The following is a 14839-nucleotide window of genomic DNA, read 5'->3' on the forward strand; positions in this document are numbered from 1 at the left end:
ATAGTAAAATTACTCACTTTGTTTTTGCATTGCAAATTTTGGGATTTTAAAGTTGCTTATCCTGATATTCCTTTATTTTTTGAGCAATTAATTCTTTATGTAAATTCGTTTCTGCTTCTACTAAAGTTTTTATTTCTTGGTCTGTGAGTTGTGAGTTATACCTTTTTTGAAAACCTTGTTTAGTTTTTTTACTAAAAAAAAAATAATGTGTACTCTCAAATTTAGTTTCAAAACTAACATCATAGTAATCGTGATTCATATTGTCATATTTAAAATATCTATACTCATAAATAATTTCACATCTGTTTATCTCCTTATCAATTAAATAATCATTTTCTACTTTACTTCCCTGTACCCATAACACAGAGTTAGATTCTAAATAAAATCGTTCAAATTTTTTAGACTCTTTATTAAGTACTTCTCTGAATCTTTTTAAAGAATTATTATAAATGTTTTCTATTGCTTCTTTACTTCTCAAAACCTCAATCTCACTCGTAGCAGTTTTAAGCTGCTGTTCTAAAAGCGTAATTTCTTTATCCAAATCATTAGGGTCGCTAATATCTTCTCCTTTTGCTGCCGAAATCATTATTTCTAAAGAATAAATAATATTTTGAGCAATATAATCTATAAAAGGAGTAATATTTCCAGCATCAGCTTGACGCAAAACATTGTAGTAATTTTCCTTATCACTTGTTTTTATGATAGCAGGAGGAAAATCAAAACGCATCAAAATAAGATTCATTAAAAGTCTTGCAGTTCTTCCATTTCCATCATCAAAAGGATGTATTCTGATAAATTTGTAGTGAAATTCGGCTGCTAAAATAATTGGATTGCGCTGCGTTTTTAGTTTTTCAGTTTCGTACCACTTAATCAATTCTTGCACCTCATCAGTCGTTTTTTCTGGAGAAGTAAAGTAAAAAGTTTCTCTTGTTATAGTTCTGACATGATTAGGTTGAATTTTATATCTCCCTCCTTGAATCGTTCTTGTGGTTTCATTCCCATTACTATCAATAGCTCTTTTTTGAGTAGGTTCTGTTCCTATAAACATTCCATTTAGAGAGCGAATAAAATATTCTGTAATTCCTTCTTTATCTTTTACAAAATCATAAACTACATCTATTGCTTCATTATGTCCTTTTATTTCTAAATGGTCTTTTAATGGTTTCCCTTGTGCAGTCAGTCCATGAAGAAGTAAAAGTTTTGTTTCTCCGTAGGTAAGTGAATTTCCCTCAATATTATTTGAATGATAATTCCAATCTAATCTAAACTTTTGTAGAACTTTTTGATTTTGCTCTGCACTTAATGGGCGAAGGCTGTCCAACTCTTTTTGTAAAGAAATAGCTTTTTTTATATTCTCTAAACTATTCATTTTCTAATTTCTATAAATAACATATTATTATGAAATTTAATTCTACTTCTAAAATCTAACTTCATACTTCTAACTTTGTATCCTAATCTCTCAACATATAAACCACAAAAACAATAAACATAACAATTACAGAAACGATAGCTACCATTTTGAGGGCGTTTGCGCTACTTTCTTCTTGAGGTTGAGAAACTGTTATTTGCTGAACAGGTGTATTATTATTCATGGGGTGGAGTTCTTTCAAAATACGTAATTCTGCTTTTGCATCACTCAAATCCATTCTTGATTGATTAAGTTCTGTTCTAGTTTGATTCAAGTCTGTCAATAATTTATTTACTTGACTTTGAAGGTCTTTTTCGTGATTGTAGGCAATATTTACTTTTTCGTTCAGACCACGCAACTCTTCTTGAAGGTTTTTGATGGCTTGTTGGTCTTGACGAGTTTGTTCTTGTGATTTTTGAAGATTATCTTGTGTAGTTTCTAAAAGTCCGTTTTGTTCTTTGTTTCGTTCTGTCATTTGTGCAAGCTCTCTTCCACGCTCATCAATAATTTGATGCAAACGCATTTTATCATTTTTCAAATCACTAAGCTGTGTTTGAAGCGTTCCGATACTTCCTTCTTTTGCGTCTATTTGTGCGCCCTTCGAATCTATTTGCGCTTGTTTCTGAATTAATTCTTCTTTTACTTTAGCAGCATCTTTTTTGGTTTCATCCAATTCTCTTTGCAAATCTGCAATCGTTTTGAGATGTTCTTCATTGGTCTTGCGAATATCTTCCAACAAAAAAGTATTTTCTACGTCTTTTTTATCCGAACCTTGGGTAGTATTAAATATAAAAGCCACCAAAGCAGCAATCGCAATCACACCAATAGCATATTTTAAGATGCTAACAGGTTGATTGATAGAAGTTTTGATATATCCGAAAGGCGTATTTGATTTTGACATAATTTTATTTTTTCTGCTTGACAAATGACACTTAGAAAGTGTCAGCTACATTTGCTCAAAGTTAGCTAAATATACATTATTTTTTGCAAATGCTATTTATTTTTTGCAAAATTTATTTTGATTGTTAATTTTTATCAAAAACCACATTCCTTTACCTACTACCTTGCATAACATAGTAACCTTTTTCTGCACACTTCGTATAAGAAGACATACGGACATTGTTAGAGTAAGCAAAAATCTCAAACTCTTTCAATTCCAACAAAAATAATTTAAAATCTAACCAAAAAAAATGTGATTACATTAGAAAATGCCGAAGTACAGATGCGAAAAGGAATTTTGGAACTTTGTGTTTTGCGTGTAATTGCTACTCAAGAAGTATATGCTTCAGATTTGCTTTCTCATTTGAAAGAAGCTCAATTATTAGTGGTAGAAGGAACACTTTACCCACTTCTAAATCGTCTGAACAAATCGGGTTTGGTTACTTACTCTTGGCAAGAATCCACAGGAGGACCACCAAGAAAATACTACCGACTAACAGACAACGGACACAATTTTTTACACCAACTAACCAATTCTTGGCATCAACTTGTTTTTTCGGCTACTACTATTTTAGAAAATACAAACCAAAATAGACAAGAACAAAGACAAGCAGGGTAAAACCAATTTAGAAATTAAAATTTAGATTGTAGAAGTAATGCAATAATTGTAAATACTTTTCTAAATGCTAATTTTAACAAAAATAAATTTACTCAAAAATGTAATTTTTCGTTATCACTTATCACTAACTAATTATAAACCAATACATCAAAGAATTTTAGAAGCAAAAAATAATTATTTATTCTTCTAAATTCTGAAATCTAAATTCTAACTTTATTATGCCTCCTCTACACACCAACTCATCTATCAACAACACTTTAGAAGTTCATATTGCTTCTATTTCTTTTCATGTCGAACAAGCAGCTTATCCTGCTTTGAAAGCCTATTTAATGGATTTGAAACGTTGTTTTCCAGAAGATTCGATGACTATCGAAGACATCGAAACACGTATGGCTGAGGTGCTTTTGGAAAGATTAAGTATTGATAAAGGCACAATCGACAAAAACGATGTTGAGTTGATGGTCTTACAAGTAGGAACGGCAAAAGAAATCGCTCTTGCAGAAGGAATTGATTTGGACTTAGGTTATTTCGAAAGAAAAGACCAATGGCAACCACTCAAAAAAGCTGAGCCAAAACGTGAATTGCGTAATGTAGGCAAAAAGTTTACCCTTCAAAAAAGAGATAAAAAAGTAGCTGGTGTAGCTGCTGGAATTGCAGATTATTATAATATTGATCCTGCTTTTGTACGCTTAGGCTTTGTAGCTGCTGTTCTTGGTGGTGGTTTCGGTATTCCCTTGTATGGTGCTGCTTGGCTCGCTATGCCGAAAGACCCAAAAGAGGGAATGTTAGAAGAAAAACAATCAACGTCTTTGGTCGGAAAAGCAAAACGTTTTATGCGTAGCATGACCGATAAAAAAGTAGCTGGAGTTGCTTCTGGAATCGCAAAATATTTTGGTATCGACGAAACGATTGTACGTTTACTTTTTGTAGCAACTCTGTTTTTAGATGGATTTGGATTGTTGGCTTATTTGGCTCTTTGGATTGCAATGCCAGCAGCAAAAAGCCTTCAAGAACAAATTGATTTAGAAGAAAAACCTTCATTTTTGGAAGAAGAAAGTTTCAAAACTAGAATGGCAAAAGCAGAAAGTCAGTTTGAAGATACAGTAAGTTCTACGGCTTCTAAAGTCAAAAATTCTAAATTCTTTAAAAAACACTTTTAAGAATAGTGATTAATTATTAGTGATTAATGATAAATTAATTTCAAATATATTCAACTAGCCGTTATCGGTGTCCCCACCGACGACTTTCAAAACACATAATTCCTCAAGATGAATAATTCATTTTGAGGAATTTTTTTGTGTTTCATTGAAAATTAACTAAAAATACAATTCATAAAACTAAATTTTTAGTTACAAAATTATTTTGCTTAGATTTGTAGAATTATTAGCTCAAAATCAATTCTCAATTAAGGCACAACTATATGTATTTCTCATTCTTAAAAATAAATTCAAAGTCATTTTTTATCTTTTCCATTTTATTTGTATTCCTTTTTTCTACTTCTGTTTTGGCACAACGCAAACCCAAACGAATTATAGAAAAGGAAGAAGTAGAAAAATTCAAAGCTACATTAGATTCTGCTCTTTGTCTTTATACGACAGATTCAATTTATAGAAAACCTATTTTAGAGATTGGAAATAATCCTTTTTTGGATTCTTTGATTGAAAATAATTTGCAAGAATATGCTGCCTATTTGAATAATTATTGGTATGAGTTAGATGAAAATACGGCTTTATCTTTAGAAAATACTGCGCCACAAGAAGGAGGAGTATGGAATGATTTTGAAGGAGAGGGTTTTCATAGAAAATCTAGCTTTTGTAATTGTGGAAGAGAACACGAATGGCATTGGGACTGGAAAGGAGAACGAAGCAAAGAGAAATCAACCGAAGAAATACACCATATCCACGAGAGATTTTGGTGGGATTTACGACATTACAATAGAAAAAATTTTTATAATAGAATAGCCCAAGGAAAATCTTTATTTAGAAAAGGAATAATTAAAAGAGCAAGACGTAGAGGAAGTTATGAACGAAATATTTCAACATATAACTATACAAGACATAATTTAGATTATCTAGCAAATGGATTTGAGAAAAAAGAAATCTTAGAAGGAAATATTGGCTATTTGAAATGTTCTCTTCTACCTTCTGCTAACTATGTAGATGAGCGTTTTTTGAAAGATTTAGTAAAAGAATTTTTGTTTACAGATGCACTTATTTTGGATTTTAGAGGAACGACTACTTACAAATTTGAAAGTAAATTTTTCACAAAAGATAAGACAATTAATGAAATGAGTGTTCCTCTTTGGTTTGTAGAACGTTTTTTACGACCAGATACAACCTATAATTTGGGAACAGCCAAAGTTTTTCATACAAGAGAATATTTAAAAGACAATGGAAAACCACGCAAACATAAAGTTGAAAATCCAACTATTTCATTAATTGCTAAAACTGAAAAAGTAAAACCTTATTTTAAAAGAGATAATTATTGGGGTTGGTACTCTGGCTATCCTTTAGAAGTAGATAAAAATTATGAAAAATATTATACACTTCGATATTACGAACGTCCAATCTATATTCTTACTGACAGAAATACTTCCAATGCTGCTGAATGGATTGTACAAGTTTTACAAAAATATAGAAATGCAATCGTCATAGGCGAACCGACAAAAGGACAATCAATAATTACAAAACGGATAGGAACAAGCGCATATAGTTGGCTTAATATTCCAAATGTTGAGATTCATTCAAACGAAAAAAATAAGAAAATAAAGCCAGATATTTTTGTTTCTGCCTATAATACCACGAGCATAGACAAGACTTTTGATATTGCCTATAAAATGGCTTATGAAGAAAGTGTAATGAAACACAAATTGACTTATATAAGAAAATACGGACAGCGTTTTAAGCAGTTTGAAGAGATTACTAAACCAATTCCAAATCCGTATCAATTACCACAAAATGCAAAAGATTTTCTAGGAAATTATGGTTTAGGAAAAGAAATTATTTTTAAAGAAGGAAAACTATGGCTCAAAAATTATCAACATATTTCGCCTCTTTATCAGACTGCACCCAATACTTTTTTGGTAAAAAATGGACTTCAAAAAGAATTTAAAAATGGTTATGGTAATCCTTATTCGACGGTTGCCAAACCTATTTATCTATTTTTCAGAAAAAGTCAAGATGATTTTCAAGCAAACGAGATTTCTATTGACTCAACTTTAGATATAAAACAAGATTCGATTATGAATATGTTTGTTCGTTATGGTGATTTTACGAGTGCAAAATTTACACAGCTTGAAAGTTATGATTTTGATACATTCAAAAATAAAAAACAAATTATTGATACTACTCAAATTATGAAACCGAGTGCAGCTTATCCATTTTCAAAAATGAGTAGAAGCGAAAAACAAGCTCTTTTTGAAGGTTTTACGATGCAAAGAAATCTATTTACAACCTTTCCTAACTTTAATTTTAAGCTCATTTCAGAAAATGAAATTTTGAGAGAAAACTTAGAAAACAAACTGACTGTTTTTATTTTTTGGTCGCCTACTTCTACAAAATCCATTGAAGCTATTCCAAAGCTAAACGAAATGATCGAAATTTATTCAAAAAATAATATTACTTTTTATGGTTTTACAGAAAACAAGAAAAAAGAAGTAGAAGAGTTTTTGATAGGAACGCCTTTTTATGCTGATATTATTCCAAGCAGTAATTCTATTTTTGCAGATTTGTATATTCCGACGACAAACGAACCTGTTATTGTGATTTTGGGAAAAGAAGGAAAGTTTCTTTTTGGGGAAATTTTGAATGAAGGCAGTTTTGAAAAAATGGATTATATTCTTTCTAATCAGATTTTGAAATAGTTTTTATTTTAAAATATTATTTTAGTATTTTTTAAAATTTTAATATATCAAATATTGAAATAAATATAATATTTAATCTTATAATCAATGGAAGAAAGAACATCTATTATTGAAAAACTTGCTGGAGATGGAAAGCTGAGTGAATTGAAACTTATCTTAGAACAGAATTATACTCAACTTGAAATTGATGTCGCCCTTGAAAACGCAATAGCTTATTCTCAAATTAAAACTGCTGAATACCTATTATCTCTTGGAGCTAACTTTTCTAACTATAACTATCAAGGAGTTTATTACGCAGTACATAACAACGAATTGAATGGATTAAAGTATGCAATCTCAAAAGGCATAGATATCAATGTACAAAATGGAATGATTTTAAACACTAGCATTATGACTACTATTAATACAAAGAATACTAAGATGCTTCAATAGATTTTCGATAATGGAGCAAATCCAAACCTTCTGACAAAGAAATCATTAGACTTGCTAGATAGATATGGAACTGAAGAACTAAAAAAATTAATTAAATCATATCTGAAATAATGAGTGGAAATATCATTTAGACAAACAAATCCGAAGCAACTCCGTCAGCAAATAACTTTCCTTTTTCTGTCAAAATTATTTTATTATTTTCTATAAAAATCATTTTATCATCAACTAATTTTGAAACCGTTTTTGATTGATTTTCTAACAGATTGTAAGAATATTTTTTGATTAAATGATTCAAGTCAATCCCCCATATTGTTCGAAGAGAGGTCAAAAAATATTCATTTATTCTATCATTTTCAGAAAGTTCGTCGATAATTTGAGGCAAATTATCTTTACTTAGGCTGTCCGTATATTTTCTATTATTGGCAGCATTCATAAAACGATTTTTGCCATCGTAAGAATGGGCAGAAGCTCCCAAACCTAAATACGGCTCATCTTGCCAGTAAGCAGTATTATGTTTTGAAAACTGCTTTGGCTTTGCAAAATTGGAAATTTCGTAATGAATATAACCGTTTTCTTTTAATGTTTCTGTCAAAATTTCAAATTGTTGAGCTGCAAATTCTTCATCAATCGGTTTTAGTTTTCCTTTTTTCAGACTGTTTCCAAATTGCGTTTTAGGTTCGATTGTCAAGCAATAAGCAGAAATATGAGCAACATTCAAAGAAAGAGCAAACTCCAAATCTTTCTTCCAAAAATAATGAGGTTCTAAACTTTGTTTTTCAACATTATTTATAACTTCTATTTTTTCTGTTGGTAACTGTACGCCATAAATTAAATCAATACTAATATTCTCAAAACCTGCTTTTTGGGCTAATTTTACACAATTTTTGGCTTCTTTGGCATTGTGTGTCCTATTCATAAACTTCAAAAACGATTCTTCAAAAGATTGAATACCGATACTCAAACGATTAAAACCAATTTCTCTAAGTCCTTTCAAAAAATCCAAAGAAGTAAGGTCGTCAGGATTTGCTTCAAGCGTAATTTCTGCATTTTTATCAATCTCAAAAGTAGATTTTACTTTATCTAAAATAGCTTTTAATTCAGAAACTTCTAAAATAGAAGGCGTTCCTCCACCGAAATAAATGGTTTGTAGTTTTGTCGTCGGTAAGGACACCGACAACGGCTGTGTATGTGTCGCTCGTGGGGACACGAGCAACGGTATATTTTTTTCTGAGTTTGGAAAAACTGCGTTTTTAAAAAAGTCTTTTTGAAGTTCGATTTCTTGATGTAGAGCAAACAAAAAAGCCTGTTTTTGTTTGAGATTTGTACTAAAATGAAAATCGCAATAATGACAGGCTTGTTTGCAGAATGGAATATGAATGTATATCACAAAAAAATTACGAATTATGAAATAATCAGCGTAGCTAATTACGAATTAAAAATTACGAATGCTGTTTTGATAAAATTATTGTTCTTTTTGTCGTTGGTGGGGACACCAACAATGGCAAAAGAAAACCTCGTTGATGGCAAAGCCTCAACGACGGTTAATTTAATTAAGAAATATTTTTTTGACAATAATAAAAATAATACCTAATAAAAAAACAGTAATTGAAATTTTATTAATGGTGTGCATTGCACGAATATTGAAGTTTGCCGAATTTTTCTTTGTAAAAAAATATGTCAAGACTGGCATCAGAGCAAAATAATCTTTTAATGTATTCTTTTTTGTACGGACTATTTTTTCAGAATTATTATCATCTATATTTGTCTTTGTAGTTTGCATAGCTATTTTGTTTATAGAAAGAAGAGTTGTTGAATGCCTCTATAATCTTTTGAGAAAGAATTTTGTTTGATAAAATACTTCGACAAAAATACAAAAATTCTATTCTTTCTTCGCCAAATTAATCATATTTACTTGTGTTGGGTTTTCATTAATCTCATCTCTTTCAATATTTCCATCACGCATAAAAACAACACGATGAGCATATTTTGCGATGTCTTCTTCGTGCGTAACCATAATAATTGTATTTCCTTTTTTATGCAATTCAGCAAACAAACTCATAATTTCATACGACGTTTTTGTATCTAGATTTCCTGTTGGTTCATCGGCTAAAATAATACTAGGACTGTTTATTAATGCCCTTGCAATGGCTACACGCTGTCTTTGTCCACCCGAAAGTTCGTTTGGTTTGTGATGATAACGGTCTCCTAATCCTACATCTTCTAAGGCTTTTTTGGCTTTTGCATCTCTATCTTTTTTATTATATCCTGCATAAATCAAAGGTAAAGCTACATTATCCAAAGAAGAAGCACGAGGCAAAAGATTAAAGGTTTGAAAGACAAAACCGATTTCTTTATTTCTAATTTCTGCCAATTCATCTTCTGAAAGACGACTTACATCACGTTTATTCAAAACATACGAACCACTTGTAGGCGTGTCCAAACAACCCACAATATTCATCAGCGTAGATTTTCCAGAACCCGAAGGTCCCATAAAAGCAACATATTCGCCAAAATTAATAGAAATAGAAACCGATTTGAGAGCGTGAATAATTTCATCTCCCATTTTATAACGCCTTGATATTTTTTCTGTGTGGATTACTTCATTCATAATTGTGTCTTTTTTCAAAAAATTGTTATTTTACCTTCATTAGTAGCAACTTTAAAAGTAGTATTACAGATTTGAGTTTTTTATTTGGTAAATTTGTCTATAAAATGAACTATTGACTGAAAATATAAGTAGATATTGTAAAAAACTATTATGGAAATAAAAGAAGAATGGAAGCAAATTCTTGATAATCTACCTGATGAATCAAATACTTTAGATTATAAAGTAAAATTTTATGATTTAAAAGATGAAAATGGCAAAAAAAACAAACGACAAATTGTTGAAATGGCTCGTGACGTAAATGCCTTTTTAAATTCTCCAAGAGAAGGAAGTGCTTTTATATTGTGTGGCGTAGCAGACAAGTCATCTGACTTAGTAGGTAAAGAACGAATAATAGGACTACACAATCAGTCTGTTAATACTGACTTAGTTTACAGTTGTTTAGAAGATTATATAGAAATAACGGCTAAAATAAATGTAGAAAATTTCTTTTATGACGACAAAAATCTCTGTGTCATTGAAATCGATATTCCTTCTAAAGGTCATAAATCACGTTTTTCAACAGAGTTTATACAAATAGATAAAGAAAATCCTAAGAAGAGTATTGATATTCCAAAAAACACTTTTTTCTTTAGAAAGAAAGATAAAAATATAATAAATACTAGGATTAGCCATGTAGAAGAAATAGAGTTATCTAGTTGGTTGAGAAGTCAGACTAGATATGAGCCTGAAGTAGAAGAATTTATCGACAATAATCTGATATTATTAAATAAGGAACTTTGGGAAACAGAAAGATTACTAAAAGAAAAATTTGATATAGACAAAAAGGACGCAGAAATTATTATTAATTATAGGGATAAAGAAATAAAACAGTGTAGAAAAGAACTTTCAATAGACAAACAAGATGATAATGAAGGTGAGTTAAATAAAAAAATACTTAAAAAGTATAGAATTAATAACAGATTATATATTCCTTTAATAGACAAAATTAAAAAAGAAGAAATACAAGAGCCTGTTAATTACCCATTTCCATTAGCTTGGTTTCTTAGTATTCTCTTAATTATAGGTTTCATATTTGGTTTTAGTATTTGGTATGCTAATAACCTACAAGAGATAGAATGTAAGTCAAAAAAATGCACCTCTTTAAAAGTAATTAGTAACTTTTACCATTTTAAGCAGATTTATCAAAAATCTGAATGTGATTGTGATGGTTTATTAGTGGAATCATTTGAAAAACACATAGACAGTCTCATAATAAAAGAACATTATTTAGCAGCTAGATTATTTTTGATAGATAATGCGTATATGGTTGGATTTAATTCGTTTAATCACAAATTAGAAACTGTTGTTAATAAAGATAGCTCTTTATCTATTGAACAAAAGAGCGAATTTTTAGATAAATATAGAAGAGTTAAATAAATTAAATGTTACAAAATGAACAAAAATTTCATAAACACACGCATACAGGAAAGCATCGCTACAAAAGAGCGAATTATGACAAACGAACCTTTATTAGAAAGCATTTCGAAAGCTGCACAGGCTTGGAAAACAACTTTTGAAAAAGGTGGAAAAGTTCTTTTTTGTGGAAATGGTGGAAGTGCTGCCGATGCACAACATATTTCTGCCGAACTTTCTGGGCGTTTTTATAAAGACCGAAAACCACTTTTTGCCGAAGCCTTGCACGTCAATTCTTCGTATCTGACAGCCGTAGGAAATGATTATGGCTATGATATTGTTTTTGAAAGAATGGTACAAGCGATGGGACGAGAAGGCGATGTGTTGGTAGCCATTTCTACTTCTGGAAATTCCCCAAATATTGTAAAAGCCATAGAAGCAGCCAAAGAAATTGGAATGATTACGATAGGAATGACAGGCAGCAAAGGAGGAAAACTAAAAGAATTATGTGATATAATTTTGAATGTTCCTTCTGATGATACGCCACGTATACAAGAAAGTCATATTTTGGTAGGACATATTTTGTGTGAATGGGTAGAATTGGCTTTATTTGAATAATCTAAAAATCTAGTTCAAGCGTCGACGCTTGAACTAGATAAAAAACTTATGCTACAAAATTTACATCAAATTTGGAAAAAACACAAACTTAAAAAAGTCTATTTATTTGGTTCTTACGCACGAAATGAGCAAAAACCAAATAGTGATATAGATTTTTTGATAGAACATGCTACCCATTTTTCTTTATTTGATTTAATAAAATTACAATTAGATTTAGAGAAAGAATTGAAGATTGATGTAGATTTGATTAGTAACAATTCGGTTTCCAAATTCTTAAAAGATTCTATAAATAGAGATAAAATACTTATTTATTCACAAAATAAGGTTTTGGTAAAAACAGAATTGCATCAAAACGATTAGTAATTCGTAAGTTTGAATAGAAAATATTTTATAAACACAGAACTACCACGTTACACAAAGAAATTGTATTGAAATTTACTGATAACTGGTAACTGATAACTGGTAACTGATTTATGGTTTTGAGAGCAGAAAATATAGTCAAACGCTACGGAGGAAGAACTGTCGTCAATGGCGTTTCGATAGAAGTAAATCAAGGCGAAATTGTAGGTGTTTTGGGTCCAAATGGTGCAGGAAAAACAACTTCATTTTATATGATTGTAGGTCTTGTAAAACCCAATAGTGGCAAAATATTTCTTGATGATAGAGATATTACCAAACTTCCTATGTTTCGTCGTTCGCAGCTTGGAATTGGATATTTGGCACAAGAAGCCTCTGTTTTTAGAGAACTTACAGTAGAGGAAAATATTCTTGCTCCTTTACAAATGCGAAATTTGTCTAAACAAGAGCAAAAAGACAAAATGGAAGAGCTTATCGAAGAGTTTCGTTTGAAGCGTTTCCAAAAAACCAAAGGAAAATTACTTTCTGGTGGAGAGCGTCGCAGAACCGAAATTGCTAGAGCAGTTGCTACCAATCCAAATTTTATTTTGTTAGATGAACCTTTTGCTGGTGTCGACCCTATCGCTGTGGAAAATATTCAAATGCTAGTAGCAAAATTAAAACAAAAAAATATTGGGGTACTTATTACAGACCATAATGCAAACGAAACATTATCTATTTGTGATAAGGTTTATATTATGTTTGAAGGAAATCCACTTATCAATGGAACACCAGAAGAAGTATCAGCAGATAACCGAGTAAAAGACGTTTATTTTGGTCGTCAGTACGAATATAAAAGAAAAATATTCAATTTTGATACTGATTTTAATGAAGAATTTTAATTAATAAACGAACCGTTGTTGAGACTCAAATGCAGTCATCAAACGAGGTTTAAGAAATATTTATGCCGTTGTTGGTGTTCATCATAGTCGTAAGGCTATGGAGAAATTTTGCCCTCTACTCCGTTAGGAGTTTTATATTGGTAGATAAAAACAGAAAAGTTAAAAATCATTTACTCCGTAGGAGTTGTATATTGGTCGCATTTTGTATTAAAAATCTTGAAATCCTACCAATATGTAGTTCCTATGGAACAGAAAGACAAATAAATTTTTAACCTTACTGCTATGGTATCCTCACCAACGACATCAAACAAAAAACTATGCAAAAAATAAAATCAACAACTGTCCTTGCCGTTTCTCACAATGGACAAATTGCCATCGGTGCAGACGGACAAGCAACAATGGGAAACACAGTCGCAAAATCTACTGTCAAAAAGATTCGTAGAATTGCTGATGGAAAAGTAATCACAGGTTTTGCAGGCTCAACAGCCGATGCCTTTACACTTTTAGAACGCTTCGAAGAAAAACTCAATTCGTATGGAGGAAATGTAAGACGCTCTGCCATAGAACTTGCAAAAGACTGGCGAACAGACCGTTACCTTCGTAAATTAGAAGCTATGATGATTGTCGTTAATAAAGACGGAATCTTAAATATTTCGGGTTCGGGAGATGTCATTGAGCCAGATGAAGATGTAGAATCAATCGGTTCTGGAAGCATGTATGCAAAATCTGCTGCTCTTGCTCTCAAACGCCATGCCCCACATTTGACAGCCGAAGAAATGGTAAAAGAAGCCTTAACAATCGCTGCTGATACTTGTATTTATACAAATCATAATTTTATGATAGAAGTGCTTTAAATTCGATTACGGATTACGGATTACGGATTACGGATTACGGATTACGGATTACGGAGGAATCAATCTTTGTGATTTTTGTTCAAAGATATTTATTTTTAACTCCTCATTTATCTTATACCATCCGTAATTTGCAACATTAGTTGCTAAAGTTTCCTCCAATATAATAACGCTCATTATTTTTGATGAGCGTTCCTTCAAAACTCCCTTTTGTTATTCCTGCTGAATCTAAAAGTAGAAGATTTACTGTTCCATTTTCTAAATCTCCCTCTATTTTTTCTTGTCCTTGTGTGAGCATTACATGTACAGTTGCGTAAGGAAGATTATTTTTTGCTATTGGATATGCTCCTTTTTGTAGCTTTTTGGCAAATAATAATACTTTTGCATGTTTGTTCGAAACGCTTAATTGCTCATTTTCACTTGTAAGCTCACTAGAAATATCACTTTCACTTACCTCATCTTTCAAACTGATAATTCTTTCAATAGTAAATTTTTGTTCTGGAATTATGACTTGATTTAAGGGTTTTGATTCTACAACCACAGTTGGGTCTTCTGCTTCTTCTGATGTAGCTCCTGCTGCAATATCTTCTTTTGTACGCTCTTTTTTGTCTTGATTTATAGTTGTTTCTGAGCTTTCATTCATAGGCGCACTTGTTTTCTGACTGCTAGAACAAGATTGTAAAAAAAGAAAAATGACAGCACAAGAAATTAGTAATTTGAAAGAATTAGACATAAAAGCAGGTTTAATTTTGAGTAGATTTTTTTAAGTAAAACAAAATTAGAATAAAATAATTTCATTTCTAATCTAAATTTCTACTTTCTTTTTATATAGGTATAGGCTCAAAGAGAATAAAAACCAATTATAGAAAAGA

The 14839-nt window shown here is 31.0% G+C and carries 16 protein-coding genes; 10 read left to right on the plus strand and 6 right to left on the minus strand.

The features are described from left to right. Nucleotides 1-46: 46 nt before the first annotated feature. Both ACE193_RS07325 and ACE193_RS07330 read right to left on the minus strand, forming a co-directional pair. On the minus strand, nt 47-1369 hold the full coding sequence (locus tag ACE193_RS07325) for a Fic family protein (protein ID WP_375562353.1): 1323 nt from the start codon (nt 1367-1369) through the stop codon (nt 47-49). Between the two features lie 82 nt (nt 1370-1451). After that, a complete protein-coding gene (locus ACE193_RS07330) occupies nt 1452-2309 on the minus strand; it encodes a hypothetical protein (protein ID WP_375562354.1) in 858 nt (285 codons plus the stop codon). A 291-nt stretch (nt 2310-2600) separates the two neighbouring features. On the opposite strand from ACE193_RS07330, the gene ACE193_RS07335 reads away from it, so the two are divergent. From ACE193_RS07335 to ACE193_RS07350, 4 genes are all read left to right on the plus strand, one after another. After that, the gene (locus ACE193_RS07335) at nt 2601-2966 is read left to right on the plus strand and encodes a PadR family transcriptional regulator (RefSeq protein WP_375562355.1); all 366 of its coding nucleotides are present in this window, start codon (nt 2601-2603) and stop codon (nt 2964-2966) included. A gap of 218 nt (nt 2967-3184) precedes the next feature. Further along, nucleotides 3185-4126 carry a PspC domain-containing protein gene (locus ACE193_RS07340; protein WP_375562356.1) on the plus strand — a complete coding sequence of 314 codons (942 nt, stop codon included), beginning with the start codon at nt 3185-3187 and terminating at the stop codon, nt 4124-4126. A gap of 260 nt (nt 4127-4386) precedes the next feature. Beyond that, on the plus strand, nt 4387-6828 hold the full coding sequence (locus ACE193_RS07345) for a S41 family peptidase (protein ID WP_375562357.1): 2442 nt from the start codon (nt 4387-4389) through the stop codon (nt 6826-6828). Nucleotides 6829-6915: 87 nt separating this feature from the next. Then, nucleotides 6916-7260 carry a hypothetical protein gene (locus ACE193_RS07350; RefSeq protein WP_375562358.1) on the plus strand — a complete coding sequence of 115 codons (345 nt, stop codon included), beginning with the start codon at nt 6916-6918 and terminating at the stop codon, nt 7258-7260. 127 nt (nt 7261-7387) lie between these two features. On the opposite strand, the gene hemW is transcribed toward ACE193_RS07350, so the two are convergent. After that, on the minus strand, nt 7388-8647 hold the full coding sequence (gene hemW, locus ACE193_RS07355) for a radical SAM family heme chaperone HemW (RefSeq protein WP_375562359.1): 1260 nt from the start codon (nt 8645-8647) through the stop codon (nt 7388-7390). Between hemW and ACE193_RS07360 the strand changes: the two genes are divergently transcribed. After that, on the plus strand, nt 8591-8851 hold the full coding sequence (locus tag ACE193_RS07360; RefSeq protein ID WP_375563383.1) for a hypothetical protein: 261 nt from the start codon (nt 8591-8593) through the stop codon (nt 8849-8851). The two genes, hemW and ACE193_RS07360, sit on opposite strands and share 57 nt — an antisense overlap. On the opposite strand, the gene ACE193_RS07365 is transcribed toward ACE193_RS07360, so the two are convergent. Then, nucleotides 8807-9040, minus strand: a complete 234-nt coding sequence (locus tag ACE193_RS07365; protein ID WP_375562360.1) for a DUF6728 family protein — start codon at nt 9038-9040, stop codon at nt 8807-8809. The two genes, ACE193_RS07360 and ACE193_RS07365, sit on opposite strands and share 45 nt — an antisense overlap. A gap of 99 nt (nt 9041-9139) precedes the next feature. Then, nucleotides 9140-9868: an ABC transporter ATP-binding protein gene (locus ACE193_RS07370; protein ID WP_375563348.1), complete on the minus strand. Its 729-nt coding sequence runs from the start codon at nt 9866-9868 to the stop codon at nt 9140-9142. 150 nt (nt 9869-10018) lie between these two features. Between ACE193_RS07370 and ACE193_RS07375 the strand changes: the two genes are divergently transcribed. The 5 genes from ACE193_RS07375 (at nt 10019) to hslV (ending at nt 13970) form a co-directional block, all read left to right on the plus strand. Further along, nucleotides 10019-11284: a hypothetical protein gene (locus ACE193_RS07375; RefSeq protein ID WP_375562361.1), complete on the plus strand. Its 1266-nt coding sequence runs from the start codon at nt 10019-10021 to the stop codon at nt 11282-11284. Between the two features lie 15 nt (nt 11285-11299). Continuing rightward, nucleotides 11300-11878 (plus strand): SIS domain-containing protein, encoded by a 579-nt coding sequence (locus tag ACE193_RS07380; protein ID WP_375562362.1) that lies wholly within the window; start codon nt 11300-11302, stop codon nt 11876-11878. 48 nt (nt 11879-11926) lie between these two features. After that, nucleotides 11927-12238 (plus strand): nucleotidyltransferase family protein, encoded by a 312-nt coding sequence (locus ACE193_RS07385; RefSeq protein WP_375562363.1) that lies wholly within the window; start codon nt 11927-11929, stop codon nt 12236-12238. 113 nt (nt 12239-12351) lie between these two features. After that, on the plus strand, nt 12352-13116 hold the full coding sequence (lptB, locus tag ACE193_RS07390) for an LPS export ABC transporter ATP-binding protein (RefSeq protein WP_375562364.1): 765 nt from the start codon (nt 12352-12354) through the stop codon (nt 13114-13116). 317 nt (nt 13117-13433) lie between these two features. Then, nucleotides 13434-13970, plus strand: coding sequence for an ATP-dependent protease subunit HslV (gene hslV / locus ACE193_RS07395; protein ID WP_375562365.1), 537 nt, complete (start codon nt 13434-13436; stop codon nt 13968-13970). Between the two features lie 136 nt (nt 13971-14106). Here hslV and ACE193_RS07400 read toward each other — a convergent pair whose 3' ends face one another. Beyond that, nucleotides 14107-14700 carry a hypothetical protein gene (locus tag ACE193_RS07400; protein WP_375562366.1) on the minus strand — a complete coding sequence of 198 codons (594 nt, stop codon included), beginning with the start codon at nt 14698-14700 and terminating at the stop codon, nt 14107-14109. Nucleotides 14701-14839: the final 139 nt, after the last annotated feature.

Source organism: Bernardetia aquimarina, assembly GCF_042180575.1.
GTDB lineage: Bacteria > Bacteroidota > Bacteroidia > Cytophagales > Bernardetiaceae > Bernardetia.

Coding starts and splice junctions, on each gene's coding strand:
- ACE193_RS07325 (WP_375562353.1), bottom strand. CDS start 1,369: ATGAATAGTTTAGAGAATATAAAAAAAGCTATTTCTTTACAAAAAGAG.
- ACE193_RS07330 (WP_375562354.1), bottom strand. CDS start 2,309: ATGTCAAAATCAAATACGCCTTTCGGATATATCAAAACTTCTATCAAT.
- ACE193_RS07340 (WP_375562356.1), top strand. CDS start 3,185: ATGCCTCCTCTACACACCAACTCATCTATCAACAACACTTTAGAAGTT.
- ACE193_RS07345 (WP_375562357.1), top strand. CDS start 4,387: ATGTATTTCTCATTCTTAAAAATAAATTCAAAGTCATTTTTTATCTTT.
- ACE193_RS07350 (WP_375562358.1), top strand. CDS start 6,916: ATGGAAGAAAGAACATCTATTATTGAAAAACTTGCTGGAGATGGAAAG.
- ACE193_RS07360 (WP_375563383.1), top strand. CDS start 8,591: ATGAAAATCGCAATAATGACAGGCTTGTTTGCAGAATGGAATATGAAT.
- ACE193_RS07365 (WP_375562360.1), bottom strand. CDS start 9,040: ATGCAAACTACAAAGACAAATATAGATGATAATAATTCTGAAAAAATA.
- ACE193_RS07370 (WP_375563348.1), bottom strand. CDS start 9,868: ATGAATGAAGTAATCCACACAGAAAAAATATCAAGGCGTTATAAAATG.
- ACE193_RS07375 (WP_375562361.1), top strand. CDS start 10,019: ATGGAAATAAAAGAAGAATGGAAGCAAATTCTTGATAATCTACCTGAT.
- ACE193_RS07380 (WP_375562362.1), top strand. CDS start 11,300: ATGAACAAAAATTTCATAAACACACGCATACAGGAAAGCATCGCTACA.
- ACE193_RS07385 (WP_375562363.1), top strand. CDS start 11,927: ATGCTACAAAATTTACATCAAATTTGGAAAAAACACAAACTTAAAAAA.
- lptB (WP_375562364.1), top strand. CDS start 12,352: ATGGTTTTGAGAGCAGAAAATATAGTCAAACGCTACGGAGGAAGAACT.
- hslV (WP_375562365.1), top strand. CDS start 13,434: ATGCAAAAAATAAAATCAACAACTGTCCTTGCCGTTTCTCACAATGGA.
- ACE193_RS07400 (WP_375562366.1), bottom strand. CDS start 14,700: ATGTCTAATTCTTTCAAATTACTAATTTCTTGTGCTGTCATTTTTCTT.